Genomic DNA, 22,211 nt, shown 5'->3' on the forward strand with positions numbered 1-22,211 from the left:
CGTCTCACCGCGCCCGGGCGAGGAACGGGTCGATGACGGCCCAGGTCGCATCCGGCGCTTCGAGGTGCGGGAGATGCCCGGCCGCAAGCACTTCCGCGAACTCCGCGCCGGGGATCGCAGCGGCGACCGCACGGCCGTAGGCGGGGGTGACGATGCGGTCGCTCTCGCCGAACACGACGAGAGTCGGCACGGCGACCGTCGAGAGCCGATCGAGGAGCGTCGGATCGCTCATGCTCGCCCCGGCGATGGCGGCCATGGTCCGGCCGTTGGAGAGCTGCACGGCGCGCTGCTCGTCCGTGAACTGCGCCGGGTCGCGGTATCCGCGGTCCGGGTCGTGCCACGCGGCCTCGGCCAGCCCGCGGGCGTCGAGGGCGAAGAAGTCGGCGACCGGCTCCCCCTCGACGACCGCGCCGACGCCGTCGATGTCGATCACCGCGCCGATCACCCCGGCATACCGTTCGTCGGCCGCGGCCTGAATGGCCATCTCGAGAGCGATCCAGCCGCCGATCGACGATCCGACGAGGACGACGCCGTGCTCGCCGTCGTCGAGGAGACGCGCGAGGTACGCGGAGGCGAGGTCGCGGATCGACGCGATGTCCTCCGGGCGCGCGGTGCCCTCCCAGCCCGGATGGGTCGGCGCAGAGGCGTGCATGGTGGCGCCGAGATGCGCGACGATCGGGGCGACGGTCAGCGGGCCGCCTCCCCCATGGAGCACCAATGCGGAGCGGCCGCCGGGGTCGCCGGCCTCGATGGTGGGCAGGTCTTCGGGAAGTGTGGGGTCCATGATGCGCCTATCTAAATATGTTTATCTACGAGTGTTGATACAGTAGCACCGTGACCACGGATCTGGAACAGCTCGGCCTCGCGATCAAGCGCGCGCAGTACCGCAACCACCGGACGATGGACGCCGCCCTGCGCGACGTCGGCGTGAGCCTGGTGCAGTGGGATGCGCTGCGGGCCATCGAACGAATGCCCGGCGCGTCCGGCCACGACCTCGCCGTGACGACCTTCCAGAGCGATCAGGCGTTCGGCACGCTGGCGAACCGCCTGGTCGAACGGGGTCTCATCACGCGGACCGCCGGGCGCGGGCGACGCATCGAGCACTCGCTCACGGAGGCCGGGAGGGATGCGCTGCGCGCGGGGCACCGCGTCGCCGCCGGCGTGCTCGAGGATCTCTTCGCCCCCCTCGACGAGAGTCAGCGTGCCGCCCTGGCCACCGGCCTCCGGCTCCTCACGGACGGGCAGGAGGCGCCTGGGCTCGGCTAGGCGCCCATCGCACGTCGGGCGATCGCCGTGATGACGCGGGCCGGGAGCAGCCGGATGGCGGCAGCGGTCACGGCGTTCGCGGCGCCATCCACTACCGCGGGGCCCGTGCCCTCCAGCGCCCGCAGGACGGTGCGCGCCACCTCGGCGGGCTGCCGCATCCCCTTCCTCTGCGCGGAGTTCATCGGCGTCCGTGTCGGTCCCGGACTGACGGCGACCACCCGCACCCCGGCGTCCTTCGTCTCCGCCCACAGCGCCTGGGTGAAGGAGAGCACGTAGGCCTTGGATGCGGCATACGCCGCCAGGACGGGCGCCGGAGCGTACGCGCCTGTGCTCGCGATGTTGACGACCGCTCCGTGCCCGCGCTCCACCATCCCGGCCACGAGCGACGCGGTGAGTTCGGTGAGCGCGCCGACGTTGAGTTCGACGAGGCGGCGGAGGACCGCAGGATCCGAGTCCGCCACGAATCCTCGCGAGCTCATCCCCGCGCTGTTGACCAGGAGCTCGATCTCGATGCCGGCGTCTTCGACGGCCTCCAGCAGGTGGGCGACCGCTCCCGGCTCGGCGAGGTCGACGGCGATCGAGAGCACGGCGATCCCGAACCGCGTCTGCAGGTCGGCGGCCGTGACCTCCAGCTGACGCGCATCCCGGGCGACGAGGACCAGGTGGGTTCCGTTGCGTGCGAGCTCCGCGGCGACGGCCGCGCCGATCCCGGTCGAGCCGCCCGTGACCAGGGCATGGCGATTCTTCAGCTGTGTCAGTGATGTCACGAGGGCTAACCTAAACATTGACGTCAATGTCAAGGTCAAGCGGAGGTGGAACGTGCGGATCGGCGAGTTGAGTGCACGGACCGGCGTCAGTACGCGAGCCCTGCGCTACTACGAGGAGCAGGGCCTCATCCGCAGTCGCCGGATGCCGAACGGCTACCGGGACTACGGCCCGCAGACCGTGGAGGTCGTGCTGTTCGTCCAGGACCTCTTCGCCGTCGGGCTCCCGTCGCGGCTGCTCCGCGACATCATCCCGTGCGTCGCCGAGGGCGGGACCGCCTCCCCGCCCGAGGATCTCCTCGCCCGCGTGACGGCGGTCCGCGACGACCTCCTCCGGCAGGAGCATCGCCTCCGGGAGCGACGGAAGACGCTCGACGACTACCTCGCCGGACGGCTGCTCCCGTCGGGAGCCACCGCCGTGCACGAATCCCACTCTGTGTAATCGTTCAGAAACACGTTCGCCCGCTCCGCGAAACAGCGGCCCCCTAACGTCGACCCTGTCGATGGCGCCGCTCTCTCAGCCGCCGGCCCGCCCCCGAGGCCGGCACTGGACCGTTCGCCGGTCGTGCTCCTCGACGCCGCGAGTCTTCCCTTCCTGCCGCTGACGGCGGTCGCATCGCCGACCCCACCCGCCCGCGAGCCCCCTCGCCCGCTCAGGAAGGCACCATCCCGATGCATCACACCCCCAGGCGACTCGTGCGCCTCCTCACCGTCGCGGCGGCGGCGCTCGCCGGCCTCGGCCTCGCGGTCGGCGCTGCGGCGCCCGCTGTCGCGGCACCCGCGGTGACCGGCGTCACGGTCTCCGCGCCGTCCGCCGTCACAGCCGGCGACTCGTTCACCGTGACCGTGACCCTGACCGGCGCGACCGACGTCTTCGGCTACGAAGCGGTGCTCGCGTTCGACCCGGCCGTCGTCGGGTATGTCGACGGCAGCGCGGTCGTCCCCTCCGGAGGATTCGACGCCGTCGACACGGCGTCGGGCACGGTCGATCTCGTCTACACGCGGCTCGGCACCTCGCCCGCGCTCTCCGGCACCATCGCGTACACCCTGACGTTCACGGCGAAGGCCGCGGGCGCGACGGCGTTCACGCTCAGCTCGCTCTCGCTGGTGGATCCCGCATCGGCCGTGACGCCGCTGTCGAACGCCGCCGTGAGCCCGGCCGTCGTGGTCTCGCCCGCCGCTGTCCCGGGGCCGCCCACCGGGAGCGGTCCGTCGACCGGGTCCTCGCCTGGTTCCGGCTCCGGCACGGGCTCTGGCTCGAGCGCGGCGACGAGCTCGTCCGCATCCACCTCCGATGATGACCTGGCCTCGACCGGCTCCGATGTCGCTCCGTACCTGATCGCCGGCGCCGTGCTGGTCGCGCTCGGCGCGGCCGCCGTCCTGATCGCAGTCCGCCGCCGCCGTGCAGGAGAAGCCCGATGACCGCCCGCCGTACCGCCCAGAGGAGCGCCACTGCCATGCACACCCGAACCACTGCCCGCCGCGTCACGACCACCGTCGGCGCGGTCGCTGCCCTGGCCGCCCTCGTCGCCACCGGCGCCGTCGTCGCTCCCGCAGCAGCTGCACCCGCGGCGAGCGCCGCCGAGCCGTTCCTGGCGCCGTACTACACCGCCCTCGACCTGACCGGGGACAAGCAGGTCACCACGGCCGACCTGGACGTGCTGACCGACCACCTCGGCGCCACCCCTGCGTCGGCGGGCTGGTCCACCGTTGCTCTTGCCGACTCCGACACGGACGGCGTCATCACCGTCAAGGACGTCGTCGCCCTGTCGCAGCGGATGATCTACGACGACGGACCGTTCGAGCTGGTCGAGGCCTCCGCTCTCGACATGCAGGCCGCCATGAACGCCGGCGTCACCACCTCCGTGAAGATCACGCAGGAGTACCTCGACCGGATCGCCGCGCTCGACCGGACCGTGGTCGACCCTGGGGCCGGCGGCCGCGCGCTCAACTCGATCATCTCGACGAACGCCCAGGCGCTGACGATCGCGGCGCAGGCCGACGCCACCCGTGCGCAGAAGGGGATGACGAGCATGCTGCTGGGCGTCCCGATCGCCGTTAAGGACAACTACGACACCGCAGACATGCCGACGACCGGTGGATGCGGCTGCTGGGACGCCAACCAGACGAGCGACGACGCGACCATGGTGAAGAACCTCCGCGCGGCGGGGGCCGTCATCCTCGCGAAGGCCAGCCTGGACGAGTTCGCGTACGGGTTCGTCTCCGAATTCTCCTCGTTCCAGGAGCCGGGCAAGACGCTGCTCGTCGCCAGCCCCCTGAACACCACGAAGACCGCCGGAGGCTCCAGCGGCGGGACGGGCGCGGCCATCGCGGCGAACCTGGCGGGCATCGGCTTCGGCACCGACACGGGAGGCTCGATCCGTGTGCCGTCGACCTACAACTCGCTGGTCGGCATCCGCCCCACCGTCGGCCTCACCAGCCGCGACGGCATCATCCCGCTCGCCCTCAGCCAGGACACCGGCGGCCCGATCGCCCGCAGCGTCACCGACGCGGCGGTCGCGCTCGACGCCGTCACCGGAGTGGATGCGGCCGACCCGATCACGGCGGAGCAGCAGGGCCACGTGCCGGCCTCGTACACCGCGGCACTCGACCCGACGGCGCTGAAGGGCAAGCGGATCGGCATCGTCACCTCCATGCTGGGCAGCAATGCGACCGTCACCCGGCTCTGGGCGGCCGCGAAGTCGACGCTGGAAGCACAGGGGGCGACGGTCGTCGAGATCACCACCGTTCCCGCCGCCTTCACGGCGACGCTGAACGAGGGAAGCGGCAGCACCAACGAGTTCAAGCACGACCTGAACGTCTACATCCAGAACCACCTGGCCCCGAACGTCGCCGCACGATCGATCGACGACATCCTGGCCAGTGGGCGCAACGTCACCTCCCGCAACAGCATCTACACCTCGCGCAACAACGTGACCGACGCGCAGTACCAGGCGTGGGCGGGTCCGACCGGCACGCACACGGCGGCGATCGCCACCGGCAACGCGACCGTGACGCAGCTGATGAACGACAACGCGCTGGACTCGCTGGTGTACCCGAGCGGATCCCCGTACAGCACCATCAGCACGAACATGCGCCTCAGCCCCAACACCGGGATGCCCGCCATCACGGTGCCCATGGGGCAGGCCATCGCCACCGACGGCACGAACCCCGTCGTCGGCGCCAACGTCAACCTCGAGTTCCTCGGGCGCGACTACGACGAGAGCGGCATCATCGGCCTGGCCTACGCGTTCGAGCAGGCGACGCACGCGCGGGCGACCGCGCCGCTCTACGGCCCGCTGAAGTAGGGCGACCGCCCATCCGAGACGAGCGCCCTGGCCATCCCGCCGGGGCGCTCGTCTCCCCCTGGCCACCGCGGACACCACGAGCCATAGTGAGCGCATGCGCGAAGTGATCAGCACCCCGGATGCACCGAGTTCCCCGTTCTACAGCCAGGGTGTGAAGGCGGGGGGCTTCATCCAGATCTCGGGCCTGGTGGGGGTCGACGTGAACACAGGCAGGCCCGCGGGCCCCACGATCCAGGAGCAGACGCGGCAGGCACTCGCCAACTGTCGCGCCGTTCTCGCGGCGGCGGATGCCACCTTGGACGACGTCGTCGAAGTCGGGATCCTCCTCAGCGACCCGGCCGACTTCGCCGGCATGAACGAGGAGTACCGATCGTGGTTCCCGAGCGAGCCGCCCGCTCGGTATGCGGCGAAACTCGGCGCCGTGATCCCCGACGTGCTGATCTCCATCCGCATGACCGCGTACGTCGGCGATCGTCGGAGCGGCTCCTGATTCGACTCTCTGCGACCCCGCCTCGATAGGCTCGATCGCAGCAGCCGACCGTGGGCAGAGAGGAAGAGACGCATGCATGCCGTGCTCGAGTACACCTACGGCGACGACTACCTGACCGCTCGGGAGGCGCATCGCTCGGCTCATCTCGCAGCAGCGTGGGCTGCCGTCGAGCGCGGAGAGCTTCTGCTCGGAGGCGCTGCCGGGGATGGTCCGTTCACCGGCCTCCTGATCTTCACCGGCGAGGACGCGCTCGAGACGGCCCGCGCCTTCGCCGCCGTCGATCCGTACGTCACGGAGGGGGTCGTCAGATCCTGGACCGCCCGCCCCTGGCGCACCGTCGTCGGAAACGACGCTGCCTCGCCGCTGCACCCGTAGGCGCGGCTCGGCTCTCAGCTCACCAGCTCTGATCGGCCGCGCGGACGAAGACCTCGTTGACGGCCACGCGCCGGTCGCTCGTCACAATGTACGCCACGGCGTCCGCGATGTCCTCCGGCTTCAGCCGTTCGATGGTGCCGGTCTGCGCCTCGACACCGGCCCGGAGTTCCTCTCGCGTGTGTGATGCGAGTTCGGTGTCGACGTTCCCGGGCTCGACGACACTGACGCGGACCCGCTGTGCCTGCATCTCCTGCCGAAGGGCTTCGGTGAAACCGTTGACGCCGAACTTCGTGAGGTTGTAGACCGCCGTCCCGGGACGGGCGACGCGCCCGGCCGAGGAGCTGATGTTCACGAGATCCGCGGTTCGCCGCGGTGCATCGGAGGCCGCCCTCACCAGGTGAGGCAACGCCGCTCGCGACATGTACAGGAGCCCGAGGATGTTGACGTCGACCATCCGCTCCCACTCGCCTTCCGGCGCATCCGCGAACGGCCCGACGAGCATCGCGCCAGCGTTGTTGACGAGCACATCCAGCCGCCCGAACGCTGCGACGGCCTGCTCCACGGCGCTGTCTGCGCCCGCGCGACTGGTGATGTCGGCGACGACCGCTCTCGCGACACCACCCTGCGACTCGATCTGCTCGACCACCTGTTCCAGGCGTTCGCCTCTGCGCGCGACGAGCACGACCGCGGCACCCTCGGCGGCGAGCTTACGAGCCGTAGCGGCGCCTATGCCGCTGCTTGCACCGGTGACCAGCGCGACTGTCCCTGTGAGTGCGTTCGACATCTTCCCTCTCCTGACTGACGGCATGCGGAGCCGACTCCGGTTAATGTAGCACAAGCGGAGCCGACTCCGTATACCGGAGGCAGACGAGTCAGGGTCGCTGCGCCACCAGCCCGTCGATCAGGAGGGACACGAGGCGCGAGGCGAGTTCGCGCTGACGCTCGTGCTCCGCGATGAGGGTGATCCCGCCGAGCGCCATCAGCACATCGTGGGGAACGATGTCCTCACGGAGCGCACCATCCCGCCGGCCGGCGTCGACGAGCGCGCTCACCGCACCCTCGAGAGCCTCCCGGCTCTGCGCCCTCAGCCCGTCGCGAGCGGCGAGGATCATCGGGAGGGCGTCCGACATCCCCTGCTTCGTGAGCATGTAGTCGACGAAGCGTTCCATCCACGCCCGCAGGGCATCGATGGGCGGTTGCTGTTCCAGCAGCTCGCCGGCTGCTGCGGCCAGCCGGGCGTTCTCACTCCTGTACACGGCCTCGATCAGGTCTTGGCGCGTGGGGAAGCGACGGTACAGCGTGCCGATCCCCACTCCGGCTTCCGCCGCGATCGCCTTCAGCGAGGCATCCGTACCCTCGCGCGTGATGGCCGCCGCGGCGACCTCCAGCAGCCGCTCGTGATTCGCCTGCGCATCGGCCCTCAGGGGTCGAGCCACGGTGTCCTCCTTGCCGGATGGACGATGTCGTCTCATCCTCCGCCGTAAGCGGATCTAGCTCCGCTTAGATCCTAGGCGACCGACGCGGAGCTACTGCAGGCAGAACTCGTTGCCCTCCGGGTCGCGCATCATGATCACGAACTCCTCGTAGGGACCCCAGTACCCGAGAAGGGTCTTCTCCTCGGTGGCGCCGAGGGCGATCAGGCGGTCGCGCTCCGCTTCGAGCTCCTCGCGCGAGGCGCGGCGGTCGTCGAACGGCGTGATGTCCAGGTGCACGCGGTTGCGCTGCCGTCGCTCGTGCCGGTACCGGCTGAAGTAGAACCGTTGATGCGCCGGGTTCTGATCCCACGCTTCGGCGCGATCCGCGATCTCCTCGTCGGTCATCCCGGAGGCCTTGAGCTCTGCCACATCCTCCGGGTCCCAGCCCGTGGGTTCCGGGTAGCCCATCACGGCGCTCCAGAAGCGCGCCAGCTCGGTGGGATTCTCGGCGAAGAACGTCACGTTCGCAATCCGGGCGGTCATGCGTCGAGGATAGCGATCGGCGGGGGGAACAGTCCGCTGTTGGCTTGAAGACATACATCCCTCAAGGAAGGCATAGCCTCATCTCCATTCGCAGCCGACCCCAACCCAATTCGCCGAATGGCAGGAGCGGGTGTCACTGAGGAGGGACTTGATCCGGGTCCTCACAACGGCTCCGGACTGTCGGTTTCAGGGCACCATCACCGGACACATGTGCGGTTGGGCCTTACGGGAATCGACTGCATGTAGCAATGTGCGCTCCGTCGAGATTGAGTGAGGCAGCGCCGGCGTCCCGTTGATCGACCGGCTTACGGGCGCTGCCGGATCCAATCCGGGGACCGCACTCGTCAAGGAATTCGAACGCGTCTACTCGAGCACTAATCAGGGTCACGCGTCACAGGGGGACGCGCATATTCGGGGCCGCGGCCATCGTGGCCGCGGTCAGCAGTCTGGTGGTCGCTGCGCCTGCAGAAGCAGCTCCAGGCACTAGGTGTGGCTTCGCGACAGTGGTTGGGGTCCGCGGGAGCCAAGAGCCAGCCGGCACGGGCACCGCAAACGGAGGACGAACCTACGCGTCTGGCGGTCTCGGGCCTACTGTCAACGCGATCATCGCGGGGGTTCAGAGCGATCCGAACATCCCGTTCTATGTCGAGGGGCTGAACTACCCGGCAGCCATCCTTGACCCGGGCAACCAGCAAGCAACCAACTATATCTCCAGCCTGAATATCGGCGTGACCAATCTCTCGGGCGAGGTCAACAACCTAGCAACGAGTTGCCCGAATACGAACATCGTGCTCGTTGGGTACTCTCAAGGCGCTCACGTGATCAACAACGTGTTGGCTAACGGTTACCTCACAGTAAATGCCAAGAACCATATTTCCGCGGTCGTGCTCGTCGCTTCGCCCACCTTCCACGGTGGCGACCCATGGAACGCGCCAGGGTCACCAACCGGCAACGGCACGTTCGGGTCGAGCAGCTGGCCACTAGGCGCGTACCAGCGCCAGACATACATCCCACCGGACTACCACCTCGGCTACTTGCCGATCGTTCGCTCGTACTGTCTGTCGGGTGATCAGTTCTGCCAGTCGAACTACACTGCGGCGGGAGCAGCAATACACGGCAGCTATGCAACGAACGCCTCCATCTGGAACGCGGCGTTGGGGTTCATCTACGGCTGGCTCACCAACAACAACTAGCCGGCGGGGGTGCCGCTATGCATGCGGCACCCCCGCAGATACGGAGAGGGATCGATGGCCTACGAAGCCCACGACCCGTGGGAGCCCACGGACCAGCCAGAACGTCAACAGCGCAGTGGAGGCGTCGACCTCTCGGCAACGATCACCCTGCTCGTGCTTATGACTCTGATGGGGCTGTTGCTCTCTTTCACTGTCGTCCTCGAGCAAATGGGTGTCGCCGGCTGCAGCGCAGCGCCCGCGGCATGTGACTACGCCCTGATCGGCATCACCACCTGGATTACGCCCGTTGCGCTCGCCCTCGGGTTGGCTGGAACTATCGCTGGCCTGGTGGCTCGAGCCCGTACCGGCCGGAGATCTTGGTGGGTCCCGCTCGTCGGACTCGTGATTGTAATCGTGGCGTTCGTCGTCGCCTCGCTCCTGGTCTTTCAAGCGACGCACCCGTAAGCGAGAGGCCAGGTGTCAGCCACTTCAGGCTGCGTACCGCTCTTTCGAGTCTGTGCTGCTCGAACCAGCAATCTGTCGCACCGGGATACCGGTGGCAGTCGATGAACCAGCGTAGGAAGCGCTACCGTGCCATTGCTGGTGATGTGTATAAGACGTTCGTTAGAGGATCCTTCTCGCGGATGAATAGCGATCTACCTTTCGCGTAAGTCTCGCTCGAGGCTCGGGGCGATCTGCTTGTCGAGACACTGCAATTGCGAATTGAGCAGGTCGACGATCACACCTTCGAATTTAAGGCCGTGGTAAAGCGCGAACCGCCTATTGACGAATGGTCGCTCGTCCTCGGTGACGCGCTGCACAACTTCGAGTGAACCAAGTGCCGGTGAATCTCAAAAGCCTGTCGGCGAGGAAGGTCACGCTCGCGATTCGAGCGCGTCGACGATAGGACCACTATTCCGGCACATCACGCCGCGGCGATCACCTCCTCGATGAGCGACGCGGTCTCCGTCCAGTCCCTCACGGCACGCGTCGGGATGCCGAGCGCGAGCACCGGGTAGTCGTTGCCGTCCGGGTCGAGACGGTCCCCGACGAAGAGCATGTCCGAGAACGGGATGTTCGTGATCGCCGCGAGCCTCCTCATCCCGTAGGCCTTGTCCACGCCACGGCGCGTGATGTCGATGCTGGTCGAACCGCCCGCACGCACCTCGAGTCCGGGCAGCCGGGACTGCACCGCCGTGCGCAGGCTGCTGCGCCGCGTTCCGGCCGGATCCCAGGCGGACTTCTCGGCGACGGGGGCGAACTGGCCCAGCGCGGAGAACGTGATCTGCGAGCCGCGGTCCTCCATGACCGGCCCCCACGTGCCCGCCTCCCACAATCCCAGGCGGGACGCCTCCTCCTCGACGACGACGAGCGCCTCCTCCCGCTCGGCGTCGCTCAGGTTCTCGGCGTACCGCAGGCGCCAGCGGGCTCCGTCCCAGTTCAGGTAGCGCGTCCCGCAGGTCGGCATGAGGTGGAGGCGTTCCAGCGGCGCCGACGCGGGCAGACGGGACAGCAGCTGGTCCCGGAACTGCTCGAACCGGCCTCCCGAGATCACGCACACCTCCTTCACCTCGAGGAGGAGTCCGAGCAGGGCGGCCATCCGCGGGTGGACGGGCGACTTCGACGGGGCGAGGGTGTCGTCGAGATCGAAGGCGACGAGACGGGGCATCAGCGGGACCTTTCGTGGTCGAGTGGATGGGGTGGCGGGCTGGTACTGCCTCTCGCGACGAGTTCCCGGGGAATAAGCGCGAGTTGGTGGGGTTCTCCACCGCCGATGCGGTCGGCCAGGAGGCGTCCGCATGCCCGGCCCCACGCGTCGGCGTCATTGCACACGGCCGAGAGGGAGGGTGTGGTCGCGAGGGCGATCGGGCCGTCTTCGAGACCGATGACCGACAGCTCCTCCGGGACGGCCATGCCCCGACGCCGGGCGACCTGCATCCCGGCTGCGGCGAGGATGCCGCTCTCATAGAGGATCGCGGTCGGCGGGACGCTAAGATTGAGGAGACGCACTGTGGCGGCAGCGACGGAGGGCGGCGACGAGTCGGCACGGAACACGCGGGCGTCCACGTCGAGGAAGCGCAACTCCTCGACGAACACGGCTACCCGCCCGACCGACCGGGCGAGCGCTCCGTCGGCGACCAGCGCGATCCGCCGGTGGCCCAGCGCGTGCAGGTGACGGATCGCCAGCCGCATCCCCTCCGCGTCGGCGCCGGACGTCCCCGCATCGTCGGCCACAACGAACGGCAGGCCGAGAGCCGTCAGAGCGTCCGGACGCTCGTCGCCGATCCGCATGCGGAGGAGAAGGACTATGTCGACCTGGGACTCGCGGACGAATCCGGAGTAGACCTCCTGCTCCTCCACACCCGTCGTGACGACGCGGACGACGAGGACGGCGCCTGTCGCGGCGAGCGCATCCCCGAGCCCGTGGAGGAACCCGCCCAGATCGGAGTCCGCCCCCGAACCGTCTCTGCGGATCACCACGCCCGCACTCCGCGGCCGGCGCGCCGAGAGCGCCCGGGCGCGGGAGTTCGGACGCCAGCCGAGCTCCCGCGCCGCCCGGACAATGCGGTCGGTCGTCATCTGGCTGAGCCCGCTTCGACCGTTGAAGACGAACGAGACCGCGCTCTTGGAGACGCCGGCCCGGGCTGCGACGTCGGCGATGGTGATGCGCCGCTCACCCGGAACCGGGACGGCACCGGAGGCGGGATCCGGACCCGAACCGGCTCCCACCTCGGCGCCCCGCCCGTTACCGCGCCACGGCCCACGGGCCGTTGACGTCACCCGGAGTCTGGTTGCGGGTCCACCACTTCGCGACGTAGACGACTCCCTTGTAGCTGGCCCGGTCTCCCGCGGTGAAGATGCGCGACGGCGTCCACAGCGCGGTGCCGTCCGGTGCGGTGGCCATCTCCTGCCAGGGTCCTGTCACCGACCCGGGGACATCGCCGCGGCTGTACCAGCCGGCCAGGAAGGTCTTGCCCTGGTACACGACGGTGTCGCCTGCGGCGAAGACGCGGGACGGCGTCCACGCGGCGGCTCCGTTCTCGGTCATCGCCAGTTCCTGCCAGGCTCCGGTGTTGCTGAGCCCGGGCTGCTCGCCCTTCGTGGACCACCCCGCCTTGTAGACGGAACCCTTGTAGCTGACGATGTCGCCGGTCTTGTACGACGTCGTCTTGCTCCAGGCGGCAGGCAGTACCACGGTGACGGTGAGAGTCGTGCTGGCACCGGCGACCGTGTCGCTGCCGCTGTAGGTCGCGGTCAAGACGTGGTCGCCTGCTGCGAGACCGGGCGGCAGGGTGAACGTGGCGACTCCGCCCGTCAGGGATGCGACCCCGCGGTCCTTGTCCCCCTCGGTGAGAGCGACCTTCCCGGAGACCGGGAACGGTGAGGTGACCGTGACGGTGACCGTCGCCGCGGTCCCCCACTTCGTGCTGACAGCCGGTGCGCTGACGACGGAGGTGGCGCGCAGACCGTCGAGAGCCGCCTTCAGCGCAGCGGTGGTCGCGTCGATCGCGGGCTGGGTAGCGCCGGCCGCCGTGAGCGTCGCCTTCGCAGCCTCGAGCGCGGGCAGCACAGGCGACCAGGTGGCCGGCGTGTACACCGTGCTGTCGAGACCGTTGGCCCGATCCACCTGCGCTTGCAGGGCGCTCTTTTCGACCGCGACCGTGACCGTGCAGCGGACGAACTCGTCCCCTGCACTGTGCACGAGCACGACGGACGTGCTGCCGGGCGCCCCGGTCTTCAGGCTGACGGACACCGTCCCATCGGCAGCCGCCTGGGGTGCGGACGCCACCGCCGCGACGGACGGGTCGAGCGAGTACGCCGTGAAGGAGTCGCCGTCGACCAGCGGGGTGACGGTCGCGGCGAGGGTGGCGGTGCTGTCCCTGTCCGCGTTCACCGGCGCCGGGCACGCCAGGCTGTAGCCGCCGTAGACCTCGAACTCCCAGATGTTGAGTCCGTACTTGGTCGCCGGCGACCCGATGACGCGGACGTACCGCACTTCTGCCGTCGGGAACGAGGTGCTGTCGCGGCGGTGGTCGGCGGTGCCGGTGTTCTGCACGCGGGCCAGCGGCGTCCAGTCGCTGCCGTTCACCGATCCCTCGAGCTGGTAGTCGGTGGAGTTGCCGCTCTCCCACTCGACGACCGCCTGGGACACCGGACGGACCGTGCCCAGGTCGACTTGCAGCCAGTTGCGGTTGGTGTACGGCGCTGTGCCGGAGGGCCGGGCGGAGGACCACTTGGTGGTCTTCGAGCCGTCCGTCGCCGCCGGAGCCTGCACGTTCGCGAGGTTGTTGTACACGCTGTCCGCTGTGGTGGGCTTGCCGAGAGCGAGGTTCACCCGCCCGGCCGTTGCGGGCGCCGTGGTGATGGCGCTGTCGCCGAACACCTCGAACTCCCACACCGAGACGCCGTAGGTGGTGAGCGCGCGCTTCACGGTCTGCATCCGGACATAGCGTCCTGTCGCGTTGAGCGCGACGAGGTCGGTGCCGCCATCGCTTCCGGCGGCGGGCGTCGCATAGGCGTCGCGCCAGGTGCTGCCGTCATCCGAGACCTGGATCTTGTACTGGCTGGCGTAGGACGCCTCCCAGAACAGCTTCGCGGCGCCGATCTTCCGGACGCTGCCGAGGTCGACCTGGAGCCACGAGGTATCCGGCGATCCGGTCCTGTCGGCGATCCAGCGGGTGGTCGCGTTCCCGTCGGTCGCGCTCGCCGGGCTCGTCCCGTCCGAGGCGGTGGTCGGCGCGCCGAGCGCGAGGTTCGCGCGGGCGAACGCGGCGAACTCCGTCACCGTGTAGGTGCCGCCTCCCGGTCCGTCCAGGGGCAGGATGCGGACGAAGTTCGCCGCGACCGCCGGGAAGTCGACGTGCTGGTGTCCTCCCGTGCCGTTCTGGACCAGCGACTGGTCGGTCCAGGTGCTCCCGTCCAGAGAGGTCTGGATGAGGAAGCGCGTGGCGTAGTCGGCGCCCCAATCGATGTCCGCGCCCATGGCGTAGGTGCCGGCGGCGAGCCGCTGGCTCAGCCACGGGGCCGCACCGGACGACTGCCACGCGGTCGTCTGGTCGGCGTCACCCGCACGCGCGGGGCCGTGGCCCGCGACCGAACCGCTCGCCGTGTAGGGCGAGCCGTCCGAGTCGTCCGCCACCAGCGGCTCCGTGACGGTCTTCCCGAGATTCGCACCGGTGCCGAGCACGAAGGTGCCGCGCGACGCCGACGCGCCCCCGCTCAGTGCGACATCCACGAGCAGGCCGGGCTGGCTCGGGTTCGACAGGCTCATGACCGGGGTGCCGGAGGACTCGTCGAGCATCACGATGCTCGGCTGGCTCACCGAGAGCGTGCGGCCGTCGCCGAGGTCGAGCGAGCCGGCGCGGTAGAACGTCGCCATCGTCCGCTTGAGCCCGGGATGCTGCACCGCCTGCACCGAGGTGTCGTTGCGGAGGATCTTCACGGCGGGATTCGCCGCGTAGGCCTGGGTCTGCGCGGCCGACTTCGCCGGCAGCACGATGTACTGGTATCCGGCGGCGCTCGGCTTCGTCCCGTGATCGAAGTACAGCGTGAACGCGTCGTGGCTCTCCGGCTGGTCGCCGTAGTAGCTGCCCGTCTGCGTCTTGTCGGACACGGTCACCGCCTGGTCGGACGGGAACACGTACCCGACCTTGTCGTTGTACGCCCACGACGGATCGGCGACGACCTTCCCGTCGGTGCCGGGCGCGACCTTCTGACCGTCGACCGAGGCGTTGTCCTTCGCGGCGACCTGGTTGACCGTGGTGTGGATGGGCGCGGTCGAGGACGACTGGATGCCCGCGCCGAGCGCCACCATCTCGTCGTCGAAGTAGTAGTAGCTCTTCTGCGCCTGCGTGCCCGCGCGGTCGAGGCTCTCCACGCTCGCACCGTAGGTGCCGTCCGAGACGCCGCCGGTGAACGCGCCGCCGTTGGCGGAGCGGCCGTCCTTGCCGAGCGTGGTCTCCTTCACGTAGGGCACGGTCGTGCCGGGGTAGTGGTACCAGTCGAACGCCGGTCCGAGGTCGGTGTACTCCTTGTTCGTGACCTGGATCGCCGTCGTGCCTGTGCGGTTCCAGACGATCTCGTTGCCGACGTCTTTGCGGAGGGTGGAGCGGTACTCGCTTCCCACGGTCCGGCTCGAGCTCAGACCGGTCACGATGCCGTAGTCCGCCCGCTGGTGCGAGGAGAACTCGGAGCGCCAGAAGTACTTGTCGCCGGTGACGCCGTTGCCGGCCGTCTTCCCGCGGATGTTGTCGGCCATCTGCCGGTAGGCCGTCGCGTAGAGCGGGTCGGTGCGCGCCATCCGGTCGAGCGGATCCAGGAACACGGCGCCGTAGCTCGTGACCCCGTCGACCGTGGTCGCCGGCCGGTAGAGGAGGTACAGCATCTCGATCTCGCCGCGGATCAGCCAGCGGGTGCCGTCGACGATGTAGAACGCGATCGTGTCCAGCTGGTCGCGGGTGAAGGCCAGGCTCGTGCCGCGGGCGGAGTCCGCCCACATCGCCACCATGGTGAACAGCGCCATCCCGTAGCCCTCGCTGTAGAGCTGCGCGCCGTGCGCCCAGAACGTCGAGTCCGGCTGCACCGCCTCCTGCACCGTGCCGGAGTCGTCGACGGCCACCGTCTGCACCATCGTGGCGAACCCCGCCGTGATCGCGGCGGCATCGCGGGTGGCGAGCGCCTTGTACAGGTAGTCGGAGGTTCGCCAGGCGCCGTTCGCGCCGGCCGGGTCCAGCTTGCCCTGGTTGTGCTTGATCGCCAGAGCTGCGGCATCGGCGCTGAGCTCGTCGCCGACGAAGATCGAGATGCGGCCCATCGCGATCGACTCGCCGATCTCGGTCTCCCACCAGTTGGTGTTCCCGGGGTTCACCTGATCCCAGTACGCGAGCGCGCGTTCCTCCGCGGCGATCAGCGCGGGGTCGTGGTAGCCCTTCGCCGACGTCTCGCGGTAGGCCTGCGCGATGGCGACCATCCGGTAGAGCGCCTTGTAGGCATCCCACGTTTTGCCGTTCGCCGAGCTCGTCGTGTCCTGATAGTTCACGTCCGACCACGAGCCGTCCGCGTTCTGCGAAGTGACGTAATCGAGCGCGTTGCTGGTCTGCGCCAGGTAGATGCCGTTGGCGATCTGCACCTCATCCCCCTGGCTCAGGTAGTAGTCCTGCAGCCGGGTGACGATCGTGGAGACGTCTGTCTGCAGGTCCGCCGCCTGGGCGGGCGCTGCGAGACCGGCCGCGCTCAGGAGGGCCGCGACGAGGAAAGCCACGAACGCCCAGAGGCGCGAGCGGCGGAGGAGCGTTGGACGTGGAGCGTTCAGGTCTTCGGGATGACGCGTCATTGCGTTGGACTCCTTGTTCGCTGGAGGTGGGTCAGGGGAGGCGGACGAGCCGGGCGACGCAGATCCGCGTGTCGGCTGCGCCGTAGAAGACGACATGCTCTCCGTCGATCTTCTCGATCGCCGTGGGGAACAGGACGTTCGCCACCGTTCCCGCGGTCTCGTCCGCGGTCTCCGGGGCCATCAGGGGTTCGCTCGTGCGGGCGAGCACGCGCGAGGGGTCGTCGGCGTCGAGGAGCATGGCGCCGACCACGTAGCGGACGGTGAACGCCTGGGGCACGAACGATCCGCCCGGCAGGGTGCCGGTGACACCGTGGTGGAGCAGCAGCCAGCCCTCCGGCACCCGCAGCGGAGCGGGCCCGGCGCCGATCTTCAGGGCCTCCCACTCGTACTCGGGCCCCGCGACGAAGCGGTGGCCGCCGGGACGGGTGAGCGCCGTGATGTCCTGCACGGCGTCGTCCACCGGCACGTAGGAGATCCAGATGCTCGCGCGGTCGTCCGTCACGCCCGCGGGAAGCGGCGGCTGCTCCTCCGGCCGGACGAACCCGAAGTCCCACATGGGCCGGTGCAGCATGGCGAAGCTCGGCCGCCCCTCCGGGTCGGGCACGACCTCTGGGAAGAACACGACGTCCTTGTTCGGAAAGAGGTTGAGGTCGGTGTCGAGGGCGTCGTCGTAGGCGAACTGGATGGGCCCGAGCCGCCTCCACTCGCGGCCGTCGGTCGACACGGCGAGAGCCGGCTTCGGTCCGAGCGGCCCGAACGCGACGTAGCTCATCACGTGGACGCCGAGGTCGTTCAGCGGGGTGATGCGCGGGTCCTCCACCCCACCGTGGGCCGTGCCGTGCTCCCAACCCCGCTGCGCCTGGAGGGCGATCTCGAGGTCCGCGACGCCGGTCGGCACACCGTCGGTCACCACGACGCGCGCCCGCCCGATCCGTGACACGTTCTGCTCGGCGACCAGCCGCGGGAAGAGGTGCACCGTGCCGTCCGGGTCCTGCACGGTCGCGGGGTTCAGCACACCCTCTACCTGGCGCGGATCGGCCGGGTCGGGCTCCATGACGATGCCGATGCGCTCCAGCGCGTACGGGATGGCGACGGCGGTGGTGCGGGCGGGGATGGTGGTGGACAACAGGACCTCTCTAGCGGATGGGGTGATGCGCGGACGGGGTCAGCCCTTGACGGCGCCGACGACGCCGTTGACCAGGTAGCGCTGGATGAAGATGTAGCCGACGATCAGCGGGGCGGCGACGATGAAGGTCGCGGCCGCGAGCAGCGGCCACTGGTTGCCGTACGTCCCCTTGAAGGCGTAGAGCCCGACGGTCACCGGGAACTTGGTGGGGTCGGCGAGCAGGACGGTCGCGAGGATGATCTCGTTCCAGATCCACACCGCCTGCAGGATGAACACGGTCACCAGCGCCGGTCGGGCCAGCGGCAGGATGAACGTGAAGAGATAGCGCCAATAGCCGACGCCGTCCATCGCGGCCGCCTCGTCGAGCTCGCGCGGGATGGACTTCACGAACCCGCTCAGCAGCAGGGGCCCGACGCCGACCCCGACACCGACCAGCAGGATGTACCCGAGCTGCGTGTCGTAGAGCCCGAGCCGCAGCAGCAGTTGGAACTGGGTGATCAGGGCGTTGGGCAGGAACAGCACCAGCACGAAGACGATGGACCAGTACTTCGCGCCGCGGATGTACCCGCGTGCGACGGGGAACGCCAGCACCAGGGTGAGGAGGGTGCCGATCGCCGACCCGGCCGCCGTGTAGAGGACGCTGTTCAGGATGTACGCGCCGAAGTCGCCCTTCTCCCACGCGGTCGCGAAGTTGCCCCACTGCGGGTTCGAGACGATCCCGACCGGGTTCGCGACGAACTCGGCCTGGGACTTCAGCGCGGTGTTGAGCAGGTAGAGCAGCGGGAAGAGGAACACGACCATGAGAATGAGCGCGCAGATGTACGCGCCGATCGGCCGGCGACGGCGAGAGACCGTGGCGCGGTGCGGGCCGGAGGCCTCCGGCAGCGACTCGGTCGTCGGGGTCGTCACCTGTTCGGTGGTGGTCGTCACAGTCTCGCCTCCCGTCGGCGGAGAATCAGCAGGGCGATGATCGAGACGATGGCCACCAGGAAGAATTGGACCATCGACACGGCAGCCGCGTAGCCCTGCGACTGCGACAGCGTCGTCCCCGAGGCGCCGCCGAAGCCCTGGACGTAGACGAGCAGGGAGAGCACCTGGGTGGAGCGGTTGTTCGGACCGCTGAGCACGTAGATGAGCTGGTAACTCTGAAGCGCGTTGACGATGCCCAGCAGGACGTTCGCGGTGATGGACGGCGCCAGCAGGGGGACGGTGATGCTGCGGAAGCGCTGCCAGCCGCTCGCCCCGTCGATCTCCGCCGCCTCGTTGAGCTCCTCCGGAACGGCCTGGAGGCCGGACAGGAAGATGATGACCGAGACGCCGAGCACCATCCACACCTGGACGAGGATCACCAGGGCCAGCGCCAGCTTCGGGTCTCCGAAGAACGCGGAATGCCCGCCGAAGAGGCCGAGCAGGGATGCGGCCGGTCCGCCGCTCACGTTGAAGATCAGCGACCAGACCAGTCCCGTGACCGTCACGCCCAGGATCGTGGGCATGAACACCACGGCCCGGTAGAAGTCGCGGCCCTTCAGCCGGCGGTTGAGGAGCACCGCGACGGCCAGGGCGACGACGATCTGCAGCACCGTGCTCACGACGGCGAAGATGATCGTGTTGCGCAGGGCGTTCGCGCTGTCCGCCCACTTGGCGGGCGAGAAGAAGTCGATGTAGTTCTGCAGGCCGACGAAGTTGATCGGGAGGCCGGGGAGGCCGCGCAGGTCGGTGAGCGAGGCGATCAGCACGCCGACCGCCGGAACGAAGCCGAAGATGCCCAGCAGCAGCATCCCGAGCCCGAAAGTGACGCGGACCGGCGTGCGGCGGGGGAAGGGGAACGATTCAGTCATGTGTCTCTCGACTCCCGGGAGGGTGGCCGGCGCGTGGCCGGCCACCCTCCCGACAGAGGGTCAGCCGGCGGCCGACCACGCCTTCTGCGCGGCCTCGGCGGCCTGCTCGGGCGTTGCGGAGCCGAGCGGGCTCAGCGCCGGGTAGTTGAACGGGAAGACCGCGTCCTGGCCCGCCTTGTTGTTGGCGAACCAGACCTGGTCCCAGGCGGGCTCGTACGACTTGGTGTAGCCGCCGATCGACTGGAGGAACGCGCTGGTGGAGATTCCGGGCTGAGCCGACGAGAAGCCGGACTTCTGCAGGAACAGCTCGTAGTTCTTCTTGTCGGAGAAGAACTTCAGCCACGCGAGCGCCGCCGTCTTGTTCTTCGCCGAGGTCGGGACCGCGAGCTGGAGCTCCGTCTTGCCGTTGAGCAGCGCGTTGTCCGCCGCGTTGTCGGAACCCGGGAACGGGAAGTACCCGTAGTCGAACTTCTTGGCGACGGCAGCATCGATCGTCGGCTGGTCCCAGGTGCCGTCGACGGTCATCGCGAAGTCACCTGCAGCGAAGCCCGACGGGATGGACGTGTAGTCGGCTCCCGCAGCTCCCTCCTGCGAGTTCTGCAGCACGTACTCGGTCTGCTTCAGCACCTTGACCTCGGTCGGGTCCGTGAGCTTGGCCTTGTTCGTCCAGAGGTCCTTGGCCAGCTGCTGCTTGTCGGCGAGCGTCGGATAGTTCGCCGTGACGGACGCGAGCATCGGCAGTCCGGCGGGCCAGCTGTCCTTTCCACCCATGCCGAACGGCGTGACGCCCTTGGCCTTGAGGGCGTCGACCACAGCGGTGAACTCACTCCAGGTCGTCGGGATCGTGAGCCCGTTGTCGGCGAAGATCTTCTTGTTATAGAAAACGCCCGTGTAGTAGCTGACGCCGGTCGGGACCGCGTACTGCTTGCCGTCGATCGCCTGCGTGTCGAGCAGGGTCGGCGTGTACTGCTTGATGAACGACTCCCCCGTGAGGTCGACCAGGCCGCCCGCCTTGGCGAGACGAGCGTCATCGGTGGCCGCGTCCTTCGCGTACGACGGCGTCTCCATGAGGCCCTTCACGACGAAGAGGTCGAGGTTGCCCGCCGTGAGGCGCGACGACTTGGTCGCGGGGTAGTTGTCGTTCGAGACGGTGGAGAAGACGACGTCCACTTTCGGGTACTGCTTCTCGAAGGCCTCGTTGATCGCCCGGAAGCCGGCGTCCGTGGCGTCGCTGCTCGAGACGAGAAGCTGCAGCTTCCCGCTCGGCTCTCCATCTGTCGATCCGCCGCCGCTGGAGCAGGCGGCGAGTGCGCCGATCGTGGCTGCGGCGACCGCGCCGGCGATCAGCCGCCGGCCCAGGGTCGCGCCGCGCAACCTCTTCGTTGCCATGTGTTGTCTCCTCGTCGAGTTTCGGGATGTGTGCAGGTGTATCGGGTACAAAAACGTTTCGGTTCTGCAAGCGCAGGTTACCGAAACGTTTCGGTGACGACATGGTGGCACGCCTCGGCATGCAAATGCAAGCCCGGCCGAGCACACCGCCCGCTCGCGATCAGCGCTGCGCGCGCGCCGGCCCCGTCGAATCGCGGACGATCATCTCGGCGTCGGGGATCCGGACGTCGTCGACGACGCCCTCCTCGATCAGGTCGACGAGCATCCTGCCCGACTCCCTCCCCAGCGTCCGCGGTGAGGTGTGCACCGTGGTGAGGGACGGCCGAACGTACGTGCCGAGCCGGATGTCGTCGAAGCCGGCGACCGACAGCTGGCCCGGCACATCCACGCCGAGGTGCTGCGCCTGGGCGATCAGGCCGATGGCCGACAGGTCGTTCGCGCACATCACCGCGGTCGGCGGGTCGGCCGAGTCGAGAAGGATGGATGCGGCAGCCGCGCCGCCCAGGTAGGTGAACTCACCGGGGACCACCGGTCCGGGCTCCAGTCCCAGCTCGCGCAGCCCGGCACGCCAGGAGTTCTCGCGCTCCACCGAGTGCGTCATGTTCGGGCGGCCGCTGACGTAGGCGATGCGCCGGTGCCCGAGGTCGACCAGGTGCCGGAGGGTGGCCCGGATCCCGGCGTCGGGATCCTCGCGCACCGCGGGGATCGGGAAGCCGCTGCCCGGGTTGATCGCGACGGCGGGGAGCCCGAGCCTCTGGACCAAGGCGATGCGTGGATCGTCGACCTCCAGGTCGTTGATGAACACCCCGTCGACGCGACGGTCGGCCGCGAGCTTCTCGTACCGCTGGAGCACCTTGTCGGATTCGGCACTGATCTGGAGGACGAGCGCGTAGCCGCGGGGATCGATCGCATCCTCGATGCCGCCGATGAACCCGCCGAAGAACGGGTCGAGCTCGAGCACATCCGGGTCCCGGTGCAGGACGAGCCCGACGGTGAACGCGCGCCGCCCGGACAGGCTCTTGGCCCGGAGCGAGGGGACGAAGCCGAGCTCGGTCGCGATCCGGATGATGCGCTCGCGCGTGACGTCCGAGACCCCGGGCCGGCCGTTGAGCGCGCTCGAGACGGAGCTGATCGCGACGCCGGCCTTGTTCGCGACGTCGACGATCGTCACCCGCTCATCGCCCACCGATCC

The 22,211-nt window shown here is 68.9% G+C and carries 22 protein-coding genes; 8 read left to right on the forward strand and 14 right to left on the reverse strand.

The annotated features are described in order from the left end of the window. Positions 1-4: 4 nt before the first annotated feature. Positions 5-784, reverse strand: coding sequence for an alpha/beta fold hydrolase (locus ACF1AJ_RS10790; RefSeq protein WP_391507305.1), 780 nt, complete (start codon positions 782-784; stop codon positions 5-7). Positions 785-834: 50 nt separating this feature from the next. Here ACF1AJ_RS10790 and ACF1AJ_RS10795 point away from each other — a divergent pair, with 50 nt between their 5' ends. Continuing rightward, positions 835-1,266, forward strand: a complete 432-nt coding sequence (locus ACF1AJ_RS10795) for a MarR family winged helix-turn-helix transcriptional regulator (RefSeq protein WP_391507306.1) — start codon at positions 835-837, stop codon at positions 1,264-1,266. Here the strand turns inward: ACF1AJ_RS10795 and ACF1AJ_RS10800 are convergent. Further along, positions 1,263-2,033 carry an SDR family NAD(P)-dependent oxidoreductase gene (locus ACF1AJ_RS10800; protein ID WP_391507307.1) on the reverse strand — a complete coding sequence of 257 codons (771 nt, stop codon included), beginning with the start codon at positions 2,031-2,033 and terminating at the stop codon, positions 1,263-1,265. The two genes, ACF1AJ_RS10795 and ACF1AJ_RS10800, sit on opposite strands and share 4 nt — an antisense overlap. A 67-nt stretch (positions 2,034-2,100) precedes the next feature. Between ACF1AJ_RS10800 and ACF1AJ_RS10805 the strand changes: the two genes are divergently transcribed. From ACF1AJ_RS10805 to ACF1AJ_RS10825, 5 genes are all read left to right on the forward strand, one after another. After that, positions 2,101-2,472, forward strand: a complete 372-nt coding sequence (locus ACF1AJ_RS10805; protein ID WP_391507308.1) for a MerR family DNA-binding transcriptional regulator — start codon at positions 2,101-2,103, stop codon at positions 2,470-2,472. Positions 2,473-2,702: 230 nt separating this feature from the next. Beyond that, the gene (locus ACF1AJ_RS10810) at positions 2,703-3,452 is read left to right on the forward strand and encodes a cohesin domain-containing protein (RefSeq protein ID WP_391507309.1); all 750 of its coding nucleotides are present in this window, start codon (positions 2,703-2,705) and stop codon (positions 3,450-3,452) included. A gap of 35 nt (positions 3,453-3,487) precedes the next feature. After that, on the forward strand, positions 3,488-5,338 hold the full coding sequence (locus ACF1AJ_RS10815; protein WP_391507310.1) for an amidase family protein: 1,851 nt from the start codon (positions 3,488-3,490) through the stop codon (positions 5,336-5,338). A 94-nt stretch (positions 5,339-5,432) separates the two neighbouring features. Then, positions 5,433-5,828: a RidA family protein gene (locus ACF1AJ_RS10820; protein ID WP_391507311.1), complete on the forward strand. Its 396-nt coding sequence runs from the start codon at positions 5,433-5,435 to the stop codon at positions 5,826-5,828. Between the two features lie 72 nt (positions 5,829-5,900). Then, positions 5,901-6,203, forward strand: coding sequence for a YciI-like protein (locus tag ACF1AJ_RS10825; protein WP_391507312.1), 303 nt, complete (start codon positions 5,901-5,903; stop codon positions 6,201-6,203). A gap of 19 nt (positions 6,204-6,222) precedes the next feature. Here ACF1AJ_RS10825 and ACF1AJ_RS10830 read toward each other — a convergent pair whose 3' ends face one another. The 3 genes from ACF1AJ_RS10830 to ACF1AJ_RS10840 form a co-directional block, all read right to left on the reverse strand. Next, on the reverse strand, positions 6,223-6,987 hold the full coding sequence (locus tag ACF1AJ_RS10830; protein WP_391507313.1) for an SDR family NAD(P)-dependent oxidoreductase: 765 nt from the start codon (positions 6,985-6,987) through the stop codon (positions 6,223-6,225). A gap of 88 nt (positions 6,988-7,075) precedes the next feature. After that, on the reverse strand, positions 7,076-7,639 hold the full coding sequence (locus ACF1AJ_RS10835; protein ID WP_391507314.1) for a TetR/AcrR family transcriptional regulator: 564 nt from the start codon (positions 7,637-7,639) through the stop codon (positions 7,076-7,078). A gap of 90 nt (positions 7,640-7,729) precedes the next feature. Then, a complete protein-coding gene (locus ACF1AJ_RS10840; protein WP_018189529.1) occupies positions 7,730-8,161 on the reverse strand; it encodes a VOC family protein in 432 nt (143 codons plus the stop codon). Positions 8,162-8,589: 428 nt separating this feature from the next. On the opposite strand from ACF1AJ_RS10840, the gene ACF1AJ_RS10845 reads away from it, so the two are divergent. Both ACF1AJ_RS10845 and ACF1AJ_RS10850 read left to right on the forward strand, forming a co-directional pair. Beyond that, positions 8,590-9,354, forward strand: a complete 765-nt coding sequence (locus ACF1AJ_RS10845; protein ID WP_391507315.1) for a cutinase family protein — start codon at positions 8,590-8,592, stop codon at positions 9,352-9,354. A 54-nt stretch (positions 9,355-9,408) separates the two neighbouring features. Continuing rightward, complete coding sequence (locus ACF1AJ_RS10850; protein ID WP_391507316.1) at positions 9,409-9,798, forward strand: DUF6264 family protein; 390 nt, start codon at positions 9,409-9,411, stop codon at positions 9,796-9,798. A 191-nt stretch (positions 9,799-9,989) separates the two neighbouring features. Here the strand turns inward: ACF1AJ_RS10850 and ACF1AJ_RS10855 are convergent, their stop codons facing one another. The 9 genes from ACF1AJ_RS10855 to ACF1AJ_RS10895 form a co-directional block, all read right to left on the reverse strand. After that, positions 9,990-10,154 (reverse strand): hypothetical protein, encoded by a 165-nt coding sequence (locus ACF1AJ_RS10855; RefSeq protein WP_391507317.1) that lies wholly within the window; start codon positions 10,152-10,154, stop codon positions 9,990-9,992. A 104-nt stretch (positions 10,155-10,258) separates the two neighbouring features. Next, positions 10,259-11,002: an HAD-IIB family hydrolase gene (locus tag ACF1AJ_RS10860; protein ID WP_391507318.1), complete on the reverse strand. Its 744-nt coding sequence runs from the start codon at positions 11,000-11,002 to the stop codon at positions 10,259-10,261. Next, positions 11,002-12,114: a LacI family DNA-binding transcriptional regulator gene (locus ACF1AJ_RS10865; RefSeq protein ID WP_391507319.1), complete on the reverse strand. Its 1,113-nt coding sequence runs from the start codon at positions 12,112-12,114 to the stop codon at positions 11,002-11,004. The genes ACF1AJ_RS10860 and ACF1AJ_RS10865 overlap by 1 nt, the downstream gene beginning before the upstream one ends. Next, positions 12,080-16,666: a polysaccharide lyase family 8 super-sandwich domain-containing protein gene (locus tag ACF1AJ_RS10870; RefSeq protein ID WP_391507320.1), complete on the reverse strand. Its 4,587-nt coding sequence runs from the start codon at positions 16,664-16,666 to the stop codon at positions 12,080-12,082. The genes ACF1AJ_RS10865 and ACF1AJ_RS10870 overlap by 35 nt, the downstream gene beginning before the upstream one ends. Positions 16,667-16,697: 31 nt before the next feature. Next, positions 16,698-17,792, reverse strand: coding sequence for a glycosidase (locus ACF1AJ_RS10875; protein ID WP_391507321.1), 1,095 nt, complete (start codon positions 17,790-17,792; stop codon positions 16,698-16,700). Positions 17,793-17,831: 39 nt separating this feature from the next. After that, positions 17,832-18,722 (reverse strand): carbohydrate ABC transporter permease, encoded by an 891-nt coding sequence (locus ACF1AJ_RS10880; protein WP_391507322.1) that lies wholly within the window; start codon positions 18,720-18,722, stop codon positions 17,832-17,834. Then, on the reverse strand, positions 18,719-19,630 hold the full coding sequence (locus tag ACF1AJ_RS10885; RefSeq protein WP_020075832.1) for a carbohydrate ABC transporter permease: 912 nt from the start codon (positions 19,628-19,630) through the stop codon (positions 18,719-18,721). Before ACF1AJ_RS10885 ends, ACF1AJ_RS10880 begins: the two co-directional genes overlap by 4 nt. A gap of 60 nt (positions 19,631-19,690) precedes the next feature. Further along, positions 19,691-21,019 (reverse strand): ABC transporter substrate-binding protein, encoded by a 1,329-nt coding sequence (locus tag ACF1AJ_RS10890; protein WP_391507323.1) that lies wholly within the window; start codon positions 21,017-21,019, stop codon positions 19,691-19,693. Between the two features lie 160 nt (positions 21,020-21,179). Beyond that, positions 21,180-22,205, reverse strand: coding sequence for a LacI family DNA-binding transcriptional regulator (locus ACF1AJ_RS10895; RefSeq protein WP_391507324.1), 1,026 nt, complete (start codon positions 22,203-22,205; stop codon positions 21,180-21,182). Positions 22,206-22,211 lie beyond the last annotated feature (6 nt).

This window comes from Leifsonia sp. NPDC014704, assembly GCF_043083605.1.
Classification (GTDB): Bacteria; Actinomycetota; Actinomycetes; order Actinomycetales; family Microbacteriaceae; genus Leifsonia.

Coding starts and splice junctions, on each gene's coding strand:
- ACF1AJ_RS10870 (WP_391507320.1), bottom strand. CDS start 16,666: ATGACGCGTCATCCCGAAGACCTGAACGCTCCACGTCCAACGCTCCTC.
- ACF1AJ_RS10850 (WP_391507316.1), top strand. CDS start 9,409: ATGGCCTACGAAGCCCACGACCCGTGGGAGCCCACGGACCAGCCAGAA.
- ACF1AJ_RS10790 (WP_391507305.1), bottom strand. CDS start 784: ATGGACCCCACACTTCCCGAAGACCTGCCCACCATCGAGGCCGGCGAC.
- ACF1AJ_RS10840 (WP_018189529.1), bottom strand. CDS start 8,161: ATGACCGCCCGGATTGCGAACGTGACGTTCTTCGCCGAGAATCCCACC.
- ACF1AJ_RS10815 (WP_391507310.1), top strand. CDS start 3,488: ATGCACACCCGAACCACTGCCCGCCGCGTCACGACCACCGTCGGCGCG.
- ACF1AJ_RS10830 (WP_391507313.1), bottom strand. CDS start 6,987: ATGTCGAACGCACTCACAGGGACAGTCGCGCTGGTCACCGGTGCAAGC.
- ACF1AJ_RS10825 (WP_391507312.1), top strand. CDS start 5,901: ATGCATGCCGTGCTCGAGTACACCTACGGCGACGACTACCTGACCGCT.
- ACF1AJ_RS10810 (WP_391507309.1), top strand. CDS start 2,703: ATGCATCACACCCCCAGGCGACTCGTGCGCCTCCTCACCGTCGCGGCG.
- ACF1AJ_RS10860 (WP_391507318.1), bottom strand. CDS start 11,002: ATGCCCCGTCTCGTCGCCTTCGATCTCGACGACACCCTCGCCCCGTCG.
- ACF1AJ_RS10820 (WP_391507311.1), top strand. CDS start 5,433: ATGCGCGAAGTGATCAGCACCCCGGATGCACCGAGTTCCCCGTTCTAC.
- ACF1AJ_RS10890 (WP_391507323.1), bottom strand. CDS start 21,019: ATGGCAACGAAGAGGTTGCGCGGCGCGACCCTGGGCCGGCGGCTGATC.
- ACF1AJ_RS10885 (WP_020075832.1), bottom strand. CDS start 19,630: ATGACTGAATCGTTCCCCTTCCCCCGCCGCACGCCGGTCCGCGTCACT.